The organism is Vibrio splendidus (assembly GCF_003345295.1).
Taxonomy (GTDB): domain Bacteria; phylum Pseudomonadota; class Gammaproteobacteria; order Enterobacterales; family Vibrionaceae; genus Vibrio; species Vibrio splendidus_K.
This window is the reverse complement of the sequence record NZ_CP031056.1, coordinates 1,375,797-1,388,686: the sequence shown is the minus strand read 5'-3', so window position 1 is coordinate 1,388,686 and position 12,890 is coordinate 1,375,797. Positions and strand designations below refer to the sequence as shown.

General features: G+C 43.7%; 8 protein-coding genes. All 8 read right to left on the bottom strand.

Features of this window, described 5'->3' with window-relative positions:
* Nucleotides 1-106 precede the first annotated feature (106 nt).
* Nucleotides 107-1,159: a porin family protein gene (locus tag DUN60_RS21715; RefSeq protein WP_114635423.1), complete on the bottom strand. Its 1,053-nt coding sequence runs from the start codon at nucleotides 1,157-1,159 to the stop codon at nucleotides 107-109.
* A gap of 1 nt (nucleotide 1,160) precedes the next feature.
* Nucleotides 1,161-1,637 carry a hypothetical protein gene (locus DUN60_RS21710; RefSeq protein ID WP_065206039.1) on the bottom strand — a complete coding sequence of 159 codons (477 nt, stop codon included), beginning with the start codon at nucleotides 1,635-1,637 and terminating at the stop codon, nucleotides 1,161-1,163.
* Between the two features lie 9 nt (nucleotides 1,638-1,646).
* Entirely contained in the window at nucleotides 1,647-4,847 is a 3,201-nt protein-coding gene (locus DUN60_RS21705; protein ID WP_114635422.1) for a response regulator, read from the bottom strand.
* 214 nt (nucleotides 4,848-5,061) lie between these two features.
* Nucleotides 5,062-5,436, bottom strand: coding sequence for a hypothetical protein (locus DUN60_RS21700; protein WP_114635421.1), 375 nt, complete (start codon nucleotides 5,434-5,436; stop codon nucleotides 5,062-5,064).
* A 109-nt stretch (nucleotides 5,437-5,545) separates the two neighbouring features.
* Entirely contained in the window at nucleotides 5,546-7,684 is a 2,139-nt protein-coding gene (locus tag DUN60_RS21695; protein WP_114635420.1) for an ATP-binding cassette domain-containing protein, read from the bottom strand.
* Complete coding sequence (locus DUN60_RS21690) at nucleotides 7,681-9,267, bottom strand: ABC transporter transmembrane domain-containing protein (RefSeq protein ID WP_114635419.1); 1,587 nt, start codon at nucleotides 9,265-9,267, stop codon at nucleotides 7,681-7,683. Before DUN60_RS21690 ends, DUN60_RS21695 begins: the two co-directional genes overlap by 4 nt.
* Nucleotides 9,257-10,681: a TolC family protein gene (locus tag DUN60_RS21685; RefSeq protein ID WP_114635418.1), complete on the bottom strand. Its 1,425-nt coding sequence runs from the start codon at nucleotides 10,679-10,681 to the stop codon at nucleotides 9,257-9,259. Before DUN60_RS21685 ends, DUN60_RS21690 begins: the two co-directional genes overlap by 11 nt.
* On the bottom strand, nucleotides 10,656-12,887 hold the full coding sequence (locus DUN60_RS21680) for an ATP-binding response regulator (protein WP_114635417.1): 2,232 nt from the start codon (nucleotides 12,885-12,887) through the stop codon (nucleotides 10,656-10,658). The genes DUN60_RS21685 and DUN60_RS21680 overlap by 26 nt, the downstream gene beginning before the upstream one ends.
* Nucleotides 12,888-12,890: the final 3 nt, after the last annotated feature.

The following is a 12,890-nucleotide window of genomic DNA, read 5'->3' as shown; positions in this document are numbered from 1 at the left end:
TGGGTTAATGGTAAGCTGACAAACCGTTATTGAGAAAGCCAGTCGAATATTCGACTGGCTTTTTTGGATCTTAATTGCTGCGAGTGACCATCGATTTGAATTCGAGCTAAAAAACAAAACTCAACATGATGGTGTAGAGCAATGCATCTTTATCGGTTTTAGGGGCGTCAATAAAGGCACCGTTTGACCTACGAGCTTCGAAGAATTGCATTTCACCATTGATAGATATATTTGACATCAAGTCGTAATCTACACCAACTAAGTAGCTATTCCCTTCTAAGTGCTCATTGGCGTTAAATTGTGCGCCGTATACCACGTAAGGTGTGAATGCTCCTAAATGGTAACCTAGGCTGGCGTACATGGATGAAGAAACGTCACTGATTTGACCTTCGCTCGCCAATACCGCTTGGCCAAATTCATATTCAGCGCCTAGCGACCAAAGTTGGATGTGTTGGTTGTCTACTGTTGGAAGCGTGCCAACGTTTTTAATTTTTGTCGTTTGATCGAAATTTGAATCAAGGAAAGATAAGTTCCAACGATAGTCATCACCACTCAATTGTAGATTGGCACCAAACATTCGATTGGTTTCAAATTCAAGCTCAGTTGTCGAATTGAAGTCGACTTCATTGTTATCTTTAATTCCGAAAAACGGAGAGAGTAGTAGGGTAGCTTCATCGCTTACATCATGAGTCCAGCTCACTTTGATACCATTGAAGGCAGTGATACCTAATACGGCGTTATATACCTCTGTAGGGGGTCTCGCCGTCATATAGGCTTGGCCGACATAGTAGTATTCAGAGGCAAGGAACAGTGGCAGCCTTAAGCGTCCAACACTGACATCGAAGTCATTAAACTCGTAACCGACGTAAGCCCACTCTAATTGAGGGTCACTCCAATCATATTGGGGTGGTTTGACAACTTGCACAGAAGCTTTGAATGAGTTGTAGAAGTAGTCTAACTGAACCCCAAATGTGGTATCACAGTCGTAACAATTTTCATCGGTAAAACCGCGGTTGATGATTAATGGATTATCGTTATCTGAGGTTGCCCAAGAAGTAGAACCGAATCCGCTTAACGAAAAATTATCGGTAAGTTCAATAATCGCAAAAGCCGGAGAGGCAACTGAAGCACACAGTACTGACGTAATTATTCTTTTCATATTATTTCTCCGAACTTATAACGTAGAGAATGTTGGCATTTTGAGGAACCGAAGAGAGTGGGGAGTAACCAATACGGTTTGGTTTGTCATCAAGCCAGTCCACTAAGCTGTCGGTTGACGCCGTTTTGATTTCTCTTGGATAACGCGCTTTTCCTGAAAAAGATAAACCAGCCCAGTGTGCATTCATTTGAGCGGCATTTTTTCCAAGCAAAAGCTGATAAAAGTCATCTCTTTCGGCACTGTTCTCAGGCCAATCAGACAGTTCAACACGTTTGCCATTGAGGCGTTTAGTTTTCCCTCTATAGAGCTTTCGCGCTTTGTTTATTGATATCTCTTCAAATCCAGAGTCTAAAGAAAATATGGCATAATCTTCAGCGGCGTGAGCAGGGCTGAGAAGAAGCAAGCTTCCTAATAGCCCTACCGCGACTGGCAACATGACTCTGCGGGGAAGTGTTTTTATTGTTCTAATCCAATCCATGGGTATCTCCTAACAAGTCGCACTTTCTATTTGATGGAATAGCTTTTCTTTTCTTACGGGCTTCGCTACATAACCATCCATGCCTGAATCAAAGCACTTTTGAATATCATCGTCGATAACACTGGCGGTTAACGCGATGATAGGAGTTTTGCTTAAGCCTAGGTTTTTCTCATGCTCTCTGATCTCTTTGGTCGCAGTGAAGCCGTCCATAACGGGCATCATGCAATCCATTAAAATAATGTCGAAGCTACTGTCGTTTTGGTACATGTCGACGGCGATTTGTCCGTTGTCGGCGATTTCAAACGCGTAGCCCGCCTTTGTTAACATCACAGAAGCGACTTTTTGGTTAACTCGATTGTCTTCGACGAGCAGTATTCTTTCAGATTTACTCGGAACCGTGTTTTGTACTCTTTCTTCTGGCAATGTTCGCTTAGCTGCAGCATTAAGAATCGGTGTTACGGTCGCGGGTTTTTTCGTAGATTTAGTTTTGTAGGCAGCAGGAAGTGGCATCGCTTCAACGGCGGCAAGTACTTTTTCTTTTAGCATTTCAAATTTGAAAGGCTTTGGTACATAGTCATCCATACCTACGTCGAAACACTTTTGAATATCATCATCAATCACACTGGCGGTTAAGGCGATGATAGGGATACGACGCGTGGCATTGGTCTCTTTTTCAACGCGTCGAATGTTGCTTGTCGCTTCAAAGCCATCCATGACGGGCATCATACAGTCCATCAGTATCACTGCGTAATGAGGATTTGCGGTGAACATGTCCACAGCTTCCTGACCATTATTAGCGAACTCGAATTCAAAACCACTTTTACCGACATGAAGCCCAGCAATTTTTTGGTTGATCTTGTTGTCTTCGACGATGAGGATTTTGTGTTGGATCTCTAGAGGTTGCTGGCTTGCCTCTGAAAGCTCAGCCAAACCCTGCGTATCACAGAGCTCAATAGCTTTAATTAAACGTAAGCCGAGTAGGGGTTGTGCGACTTGTGCAGTAACGCTGTCGCCAAGATCCGCAGGCTCACTTAAGAAAGAACGAATCAAACAGATAGTGATGCCATTTTGGTGCAGCTTAGCTAAGTTATCTGCGTGGGTATTAGCTAGGAATGCATCATCTTCAGCGAAAACGACAGTAATCGGTTTATTGTGTTTCTGAGTCGCGAGTTGTTCGGTCATCGCGGAAGAGTTATTCGTTCGCTGAGTTACCTTTAAGCCATAAAGGTTAAGGTCGCATTCTATTCGTGTAGAAAGCATGCTCTCGTTACCCAGAATATAAATGTCAGCGGTTGCCGTGCTTGGTTTCGGTAGCATCATGTCAACGGGTAATTCTAAGTCGAAGTAGAAACAGCTGCCTTTACCCTTGACTGAATCGAGCTGAATCTTGCCACCCATCAGTTCGACCAACTGTGTACTGATGGCGAGGCCAAGACCAGTACCACCGAATTGTCTGGTCGTTGAATCATCTTCTTGAGCGAACGGTTCGAATATCTGTTTCTGTTGCTGTTTATCGATACCAATACCGGTGTCGCGCACTGCGAATCGAATGGTGACATTGTCGTTAGACTGTTCGAGTGTCTTGATTGATAGTGTTACACCACCTTCGGCTGTGAACTTCACTGCGTTCGACATAAAGTTCATCAAAATCTGTCTTAATCGGTGGTCATCGATCATCACGCGTGCAGGTGTGTCGGGGCTGATATCGACGTTGACTGATATTTTTTGCTCTTTCGCTTTTGGCGCAACAATAGAGGCTATGTCGTATATCGATTCTCTAATCGACGCCGAGTGCGGGCTGATTAACAGCATGCCAGATTCAATCTTCGAGAAGTCTAAGATATCGTTGATCAAGCTAAGTAGCAGTTGGGATGAAGTTTCAATCGTATCCACATAATCACGCTGTGTGGGTGTGAGTGGGGTATCTGCAAGAATCTCGGAAATACCAATAACGCCATTGAGTGGGGTACGAATTTCATGAGACATATTGGCTAAGAAGCTGCTTTTCGCTTTGCTAGCTTGTATTGCATGATCTTTCGCTTTTTCAGCGTCTTCTTTGGCTCGCTCAGCGTCTTCTTTCGCTATCGTAAGCCTGTCTTTTGCAAGTTCTCGCTCGATGGTCAACCGTTCAACTTGCTGAGCAAATAGGCTGAGTTCATCTTTGCCTTGAATCAGCTTATCCAAAGAAGGTCGAGTTTCATCGTTTTCGCTTTTCAAGAAAGCTAACACCAAATTCAGGTTGTTGGTGACTTGTCGTGCCAAGCTTAGGGTTAATCCCATTACAATGGTCGCGAGCAAAGCAACGATGGAGATAAACAGTGTTCGTTGGATTTGCGCTTCATAGATGGCTTGCTTAACTTCCTGTTGGAACTCTTGCTTGATAACATTACCGAGGCTTTGCAATAAGCTGAGTCGAGCACTCATAGCCTCTAATCCGACTGAAATCTCTTGTGGCGTCAGTTGGCTGATTGCGTTTAGGTCGAGTAGGGCGCTGCGGATCTCTTGGCTTTGAGCAAATACATCGTTTCTAAACACTTCAACCATCAATGACACTTGATGTTCGTTGGCATTCAATGACACAAAGCGTTCTAGGAACAGTTGTTGTCTTTCACTCAGAGTTTCGATCTGTTCAGCGAGTTCTGGATCGTATTCTTGGCTATTTTGGAATATCTCAATCAATGAGGTACCCAGTTTAAATTCTTCATTTGACCAAAACATCAGCCATTCAAGCTGTTGTAACGCGGTGAGGTGCTGTTGAATTTCACGCTTGGTGTTTTCGAAAGGGACTTTTTCTATCTCAAGGAGCAACTGTTTGTACAAATCACTCTGCCATTCAAGTGCATCCAATTTATCGTAACTATCATTCGCTTCTATCGTTGATAGAGTCGCTTCGCTGAAGTCTGCAACCAGTTGGTTCATTTCATCAGAGGTGTTTAAAAATATAGCTGGAGAAAGCGTTTTTAGTTCTGCCTTTACTTGGCTGCTTTGTGTCGCGAATTCTTCAGGGCTAGAAGCCAGAGTGCTCCGATATAAGACCGAAATATCTTGAAGATACACAGATAACTGATTGGTTCGTTCAAAATCGGTTAACTGGGTCGTTAAAATATACGCTTGTCTGCCTGCTAGAAAGAGCAGTAGTGAAATGGGAAGTAGAACTAAGCCAAAGAGTTTATGTTTGACTGAAAGGTTATTCCAGACCGTAATCGCCATATAAGGATCCATCCAACTGTTTTTATATAAAAACAGTAGAATAAAAATGCGGATATGGAAACCTTGAAACGGTAAATTTAATGGAAGTGTGGGAGGGGTATAAGTTCTTGTGATTCCACAGCTTATTTTGAAATATCTTCTCTTACTAGCAACTTATAGCGATTGTCAGTCGGTTTAATTTTTATGCTTATTGATGAGTAGCTTATAAAGCGAGTTAATGAGGACGCTTTTTATCGAGACTTAGTTCAAACAGAAGTTGCTCTAACACCGTTTTTGCAGAGGGCTCTAACGCCCAAATACCAAGCATTCTATTCAGTGCAGCGCGGTACACTCTGTTTTTGAGTAGGAAAGCGAGCGTACTCGTATCGTTGCTCAAAACATGTGTTTGTACGACGGTTAGCTCAGCTTTGTTCTCGATATCGATTTTCTGAAGGTTGAAAGCAGGGAGAAAGGCACACTCATACCAAACCTCAACGATCTCTCGAAGTTCGATTTCCTCTTCAGGAACATCGCAGTCCTGAAGTTGATGGTTTTCAGGAATTGCGGATAAGTAAGCTACATCAAGCTTGTCTGCAACGAATGTGTACATTTGCTTCCTTGTTATCGGTGATTTTAGAGCGAATCATCTCTCTCACTTATGTTTTTGTCAATTACATCCATTTATCGAACGAGTAATCTGTGAGTAAGCATCGCTGTGTTTAACTTAAACTGTTTAAGTATTTGTCTGTTAAGCCAAAATATTTAAGATTCCCGTCAGGCTCTAGAACCAAACTCATATTGGAAGTGGCGATCAAGCCGGGATCATTGGTTGAAAAAATGACTGTTTTGTTCAACAACTTATCGCTGAACAACCGGTTAAAATACTGCGCGTTTTCATTTTCAGCCCCATTAAAGGGTTCATCAATGATGATCAGAGATTGCTCACAGTTGCCTAAACCAAGCGCCAAACGCAGCTTTTGCTGAATACCATTGGGAAGGCCTTTGCATTTATCGACACTCAATTGCGTTGCCAATCCTTCTGGTAGCCATTCGTCTAGTTCGAAGAAGCTCACCATTTCCTGCATTTTCTCTTTCGGAATCAACCCATTGTGCAAAATGAAGTTGGTCTCTAAAGAGCCTTCGAAAATGTGCAGATTGAAAGGGATGTAATTGATCGATGTGCGGTAGCGATAGCTGTTGAACTGCTTAATGTTATAACCATCGACAGATACGGCACCCTGATAACGATCTTCTAAGCCAGCAATAATAGAGATGAGTGTTGTTTTCCCACAGCCAGTAGGGCCGCAAATGACGACTTTTGCACTGGGTGGTATCTTAAAACCAAGGTTGGTTAAGCCGGTCGCCGCACCTGTGTAACGATGACTGACACCACTGCCAACAATACTACCTTGGAACAGACGAATCGGTGGGCTTTTCTCTAAGGTCAATTTGTCGTCATTCATCGACATTAAGTTATTGATCTGTGCTGATGAAGCCTTAATCGACTGGAATTTAGAAATTGAGTTGTAGATACCCATGATCGGACCTAACGCCTTCCAAACCAATATCACTGTCGCGAGCATGGCACCGGCATCAGAAGTCCCTTCCATTACTCCGATTACTGCGGTCACGATACTTGCAGTACCAATCACCTGAATCAAACTGCCGCCAGCAGCCTGAATCTTACTGTTAGTCACGGCAACGTTCTCGGCATCACTGGTGCTTTGCATATGTGAAGCACTGAAACGAGATTGAACCACGCGCAGTAAAGGCAAACCCTGAATTGTCTTGATACCACGAAGGATTTCATTCCATTGATACGAGACCATCGCATTGGCGCGCGAGCTTTTGGATGTGGCTTGCGAGTAGATATAGCGAGAATACACACAGAACACCAACATCAAGATTAAGCCACCCATCACTACAAGCGCTGCCGTACCCGACATAAGGGCAATGGCGATGATAAATACAATCACAAACGGCATATCAAAATAGCTAAGCGTTGATTCTGCGGTCACTAAGCGTCGGAAGGTGTCGATATCTTTCAAACGAGCCAACTGAGACGAAACCCCAGCGGTTGATGTCATCGCGTAGGGCAGCCATAGAAGTTTCGATATTACGGCTTGTGAGATGTGCACCGCGAGATCTTTACCGGAGGTCGCAATAATGTTGACGCGCATTTTCTTAAAAAAGTATTCAGAGAAGCCAACAATGATGGCAAATAAAGTTAGCCAATAGAGTGTTGCTTGAGAACTCGAAGTTAGCGCGAAGTTATACACACTCATAATAAAGAAGGGCTGTAACGCGCCCAGTATACTGATGACGAAGCTCAGTATGATCAAGCTTTTAAGTTCGTTGTTATAACGATAGAAAGCGTATTTTATCCAATTGCTTCTGTCTTGCGATTCCGGCGGTGGTTCGCGGAATAGACGAGAATATTCGCTAATCGAAATCAGCAAACAGGGCTTTTTACACATTGGGTATTCAATGGTGTTGTTGTTCGTGTAATCAAACAGGAGCAACTTTCCATCCTTAGTACCTAAGAAAATGGCGCTAAGGTTCTCTATCTCAATTAAGCATGGGTGAGGGTACTGATCGATATTCTCGAGAGTTTTTAGCTTGGTCACATCACAACGGTATCCAAGACGCTCTATAGTCGCAGTAAAACTGTCGCTGTCTTTTTGTTTAGGAATAAAAGCGTCACTGAGAATAGACGGCGTGCCTTCCCATTCCAGTGCTATCAGGGTGTAAGCTAAGCCACGAATCAGCGGTGACTGACTGTAGCGTTCATCATAACCACTTGCTTCAAAGTCCAACACCCGCTGCGGAACATTGTTGAAGTCAACTAGGATGCTCATTGATCACCTCCGGTAAGTTTTACGCGTTTGAGGCGGTGGTTTAGTTTGTCCATCTTATTACTGGCGATGATTAGGATTTTGTCATTGGCACGATAGGCGGTACTGGTGAGCACCACTCGTGCAAATTCCTCATCATAGACACAATCGATATCATCAAATATCAATACACGCTTACTGGCGAGCAGGGCGCGAACCAATAATAAAGCGTAACCTACTTGGCGTGAGAATGGATTGCGCATGTGGCCTTTGAGTTCTGTGTAAAAACCAGCAGGAAGCCCATCGATTTGTGCCTTGATGTTCATGGTCTCGCACAGTGCAAACGCCGTATTATTCAAACTTGGTCGGAAGCAGGTTAGGTTATCAATAATGGTTCCTTCCACGAACGAGCTTGTTTTATCGACCATCAGCACGCTGTTACGCCATACGTTGTAGTTCAAGTCATCCAGAGGCGTGTCATTAATCATGATATCCAGTTTGTTATCGCTATTCTGCCGCGTAATACAGTTGGCGAGATGGGTCTTGCCTGTGCCACTTTTCCCTGTCAGTAAATAAGCTTGTCCGAGTTCAAATTCAATACGCTGATTTTCAGAATATTTAACAGAAATACGGTCTACTTCCGTTGTCTCATGTTGATGTTCAACAGACGCGGCCAGTTCAAGAAGCTCGGCGATACGCTGTATGTGAAGCTTGTTCAATTCCCAACGGCTCGCGGTACGCATCACTTGTTGGTAGGGCGCAAAGTAACGGTTGGTCAGCATGATTATTGCGGCCATTATGCCTTGACTTGACTCCATATTGATCACGGCTGTTGCCAATACCACAACAACACAAGCAATTGAGAGTTGTTGGATGAGCGCTAAGATCAAGCCAAAATTCGATTCAATCTGTTCGTATTTGATGTTTTCAACTTCACGTTCCTCGACCATTTGTGTCATCAGGCTTTCAACGCGGTATTCCATGTTTCGCGCTTTGATATCCAGCGGGCTTGAAATGATTTCAATGATTTTGGACGTCGTTAAGCCCTCTATATCGGACTTGTTCTGTAAGCTGCCAATCTTTTGTTTAGAAAGGCTCCAAGCGAAAATAGCTAAAATGAGCGAGGCAATCAGAAGCGTCACGCCAGCCCATATGTTGATGAGGCCAATAATAAGGATGGTTATTACGCTGACGGCAAGGTTGATCAGCGCTCGAACCGACTCGCCACCAAAGAAGGTTTTCAGCTCAGGAATGGTTGAGATCCGTTCTAGGTATTCCCCCGGTTCTAAACGGCGGAATTTGGAGATCTCAGCCAAACAGATGGATTGGAACACCTTGTTGGTTAAGTTGGTCTCAAACTGCCTCATGATGACGGAAGATATCTTCTCTTCCTGATTTTTCAGGTGATAGTCGAGGAAGATGGAAATCAAGATAATCGCGAACAATAAGAACAGAGTATCTTGTGCTTGGTTGGGTAACACTCGGTCAAAAATGATCAGAATAGAGAAGGGCAGTACCAAGCCAAACAGGGTGGAAATTATCGTAGAGAAAGTCAGGTAGCACTTATCTGCCATATTGATCTTTTGTGAAAACTGCTCAGTTTGCATTGCGGCCTCCTGTTTTCAACGACTCCGTTGAGAGAAGGTGTTTCGGCACGAGTTCTTGATTGTTTCGCCCTTCAATATCGCTCATCAATTGCATGATGCTTTCTATGGATTGAATCGAAAGCACGCCCTTAACTTGCTCAAGCTTAATGGTCTCTATGATGTAGTCATATCGAGCGCTTTCGTAGTCTCTTAAGGCGCTGAACAGTTTACTTTCAGCGGCCAGCAAATCGGTGATGGTACGCGTGCCTAATTGGTAAGCTCTTTGGATTCCTTTGTACGAGGCGTAGTTAGCGCGAATGATGTTTTCGTAACTGCTTATAGATTGCGAGAAATCATTAATGTTGAGTACAGAGGTGTTCACGCTGTTGCGTGTGGTGTAAAGCGAATCTTGATAAAGCAGTTCGGTACGTTCAATTGCCGTCGATGATTTTTGATATCCGTAATAATCGGAACCACCAGATAAGATAGGCAAGGCTAGATTCAAGCCAACACTGGTAGAGTTGCTTTCGCCTGTCGCAGTGATGTCGGTTTTATCGTAGTTATTGGCGTCATCGTGACGATAACTGGCTGAAAGCGACACGGTAGGTAAGAAGTTTGTACCGCTCTCTTTTAAGCTTCTGCGGCTTCTTTCGACATTTTTCTTCGCCACTAACAAGTCGTTATTGAGCTTTAACGCCTGATCCATGATTGAGCGTTGTTCGCTTTCGTTAATCTCTTTTAATGGCACGCTTTCGTATATATCTTGCGACGGAGTGATAGGGTACTGAATTTGAATTGAGAGCCCGTTGAGAATGACGCGACGGTCTTTCTGCAAAGTTCTTAACCGATTTGACACACCTTCTTTCTGAGCGATAACTTCGTACAGTTCACTAGCGGCGGTGTTGCCTAACTCTACGTTGCGTCGCATCTGATGTTCACGCGTTTCAGATGACTTAAGCTCAACCTTGGTTGCTTTTATCTGTGCGTTGTTTTTCAAATACTCGAAGTATTGAGAGCCGATTTCAGAGATAGTGCTTTGGATTTTATTCTCGTGTTTAATCTCTTCGATATTGAAGTCGAGCTTTGCCGTTCCGTATTTGAATATATCGCCTAGGTTGAATACCGATTGTGAAAGGGAAAGACTGTAGCTGTTTGAGTTATAGCTTGAGGACTCATCAGGCACACTCGATAACAAGGTTTCGTTTTCATTCCATGTGGTATCGGCAGCGCCGTTAAGCGAAGGTAGAAACTTAGAGCGGCTGATCCCAATGTTGTATTCGTTTTCTTCCACACCTTTATCACTGGCGCGAAGGGATAGGCTGTTTTGCAGGCCGAGTTCTACTGCCTCAAGCAAGGTCGTCGCCGATGCTGAAGGTGTCGTGCTGAATGCAAGCGCAGCCATGATGCTGCTAGTTAAGTTTCTGTACCGCCACATACTTGTTGATCACCTTAATGATTTGGTCGCTTTTGTAAGGTTTGCTGATCACGTAATCCATTCCGGCCTCAATACAAGCCTGGTGTTCATTACTGCTGGTCAATGCGGTTGCACCTATGATGGTACAAGGGTTTTTCTCGTTTTCTTGTTCAAACTGGCGAATACGTTTTGTCGCTTCAATGCCGCCCATACCAGGCATGATGCAGTCCATGAAGATGATGTCAGAACGTTTATTCATGAAGTGCTCAACTGCGTCAGCACCATCGCCAACCGTGTCTGGTTCATACTCTTGTTTGGTAAGAATTCGTTTAAGTAAGATCTGCTGAACTCGGTCATCTTCTACGATAAGGAACGAACTGTTCTCCATCTGTTCCTCTGATGCTTCTGCTTCCATAATGGTGAGCAAGTTAGGAATAAACTCATAAGGAATCGCAGGGGAGTTGATGATCTTATCGACGAAGCTGTGACACTCTTGCGCATGCTGAGTATTGGTTACTGACAGCAACAACTTGGTATTTGGGTGATTCTTAAGTTGAGATTTCACTGTTTTACTTAGTGATGCCAACTTGTTGGGTTCAAAGGTGTCGGTCAACATGATGGCATCGTACTCACCGAAGGTTTTTGCCGCCGAAAATAACTCATTGGCCGTGCGAACTTCGGTGATATCAAGCCCCAAGTTGCTGAGCATTTTCTTCATTACATCGATACGAACTTGAGTATTGGCACACAGCAGTAAACGTTTGCCGTCGAAGCGAGTTTTCTCTGTATGGAAATTCTTCGCCTTGAGATCAAGCTCAATCTGAAAACGTTCTTGTGTACCCGATTGGAACCAGTGACTTTCGTAATAACCGTAATCTTTTAAAACGCTTTTCGCTAAGTCGTCGGTGTTAGCGGTATGGTGCTTGTGAGCGCTCCAATGAAGCTTATTGAGCTTGGCGACAGAGACATCCAACGTTGAAAGGAAGTTGAGATTGATGGTGACACGCGTATTTTCCATATCCGAAGCCGCGCCAGACTCTATCGTCACGAACAACTTCTTGTTTGATTTAAGTTGGATGGCATTAGAAAGCTGTAGGAACAATATCCAGAACAAGCTGGTGGATTGGCCTTCAACATGGTTCGGCAAATTATCAGAGATAAAGCAGTCAAGTTGACCTTCGTTTCTCTGAACTTTGGCGCTGATATGAATCATCAATTCAGACAACACGTTCAGTAGCGAGAATTCCTTCGACTTACTTTCAGTACCCTGTGAAATCAAACGGTTATAGTTTTCTGCTAACTCAGACAAGGTACTACACGCAGAGGTAATATCCTTCGCCATCAATACGCCGTTTTCATCGGTTTCTTGAACCAGATATTGAACACCGCCGTTGATGGTGTTGGTGATTCCGCGAATTTCATAGCCGATTAGCGCATACAGTTGTTTGTAGAGGTCGTTATTGCGCTTTTGGTCTTCCAATTTACTAAAAATCAGTTTGAGGTGAGAGTAGATTTGGCGTTGTTTGGGGTTGATGCTCACTTCATTAAGAAGCTCTTCGAGTCTTTGTAAATCGAGTTCCTTTAGCTCTTGATAGAGCGCATCAAATTCATAGTCGATTTCTCGCTCGTTAGAGCTGGATTTCTTCAGTTTCAACATGGCAACTGAGTTAGAAAAAACGGCAATCACGGCCAATATCACGACCACCATAAACAACCAGACAAAGAACTCGTTTTTCTCTGACATTAAGTCGCTCGCATGGTTGTTAAATATGGTGCGGTAGTTGTCGTCCATCTGTAGGTAGTTGTTCGTCAGTGACAGGTATAAGTCGAGTACGTCGTTGCGTGTTTTAGTGCTGTCGGAAAAGCGATTGATGGCTAATTCAAGTTGGGTGTATTCGGTCGCACCAACCAAGCTAAATTCAGTTTTGTTCAAAGAAGCTAAAGACCTAAACTCGTCAATTTCACTCTTCAAGGTAACTAGATTGAATTCGTTAGTACCACAAGTGTCGTTACTCAAGCACTGCTGTAGAGTTTGAATCTCTTGTTCTATGGTCTGATTAAGCTTCTGAGCTTGTATAAGAAGTGGGGCGCTTTGCACTTGTGCAACTGAGTCTACTTTTGACCAAGACAGGTATAAATAGAAAGCGAGCGCAGCTAAAACTACGCTAAACAAGATGCTTAGTCGCAGAGCTGGTACGGAAATGTTGTAAGAAGGTTTTCCGCTCATTGA

Coding starts and splice junctions, on each gene's coding strand:
- DUN60_RS21700 (WP_114635421.1), bottom strand. CDS start 5,436: ATGTACACATTCGTTGCAGACAAGCTTGATGTAGCTTACTTATCCGCA.
- DUN60_RS21710 (WP_065206039.1), bottom strand. CDS start 1,637: ATGGATTGGATTAGAACAATAAAAACACTTCCCCGCAGAGTCATGTTG.
- DUN60_RS21695 (WP_114635420.1), bottom strand. CDS start 7,684: ATGAGCATCCTAGTTGACTTCAACAATGTTCCGCAGCGGGTGTTGGAC.
- DUN60_RS21685 (WP_114635418.1), bottom strand. CDS start 10,681: ATGTGGCGGTACAGAAACTTAACTAGCAGCATCATGGCTGCGCTTGCA.
- DUN60_RS21690 (WP_114635419.1), bottom strand. CDS start 9,267: ATGCAAACTGAGCAGTTTTCACAAAAGATCAATATGGCAGATAAGTGC.
- DUN60_RS21680 (WP_114635417.1), bottom strand. CDS start 12,887: ATGAGCGGAAAACCTTCTTACAACATTTCCGTACCAGCTCTGCGACTA.
- DUN60_RS21705 (WP_114635422.1), bottom strand. CDS start 4,847: ATGGCGATTACGGTCTGGAATAACCTTTCAGTCAAACATAAACTCTTT.
- DUN60_RS21715 (WP_114635423.1), bottom strand. CDS start 1,159: ATGAAAAGAATAATTACGTCAGTACTGTGTGCTTCAGTTGCCTCTCCG.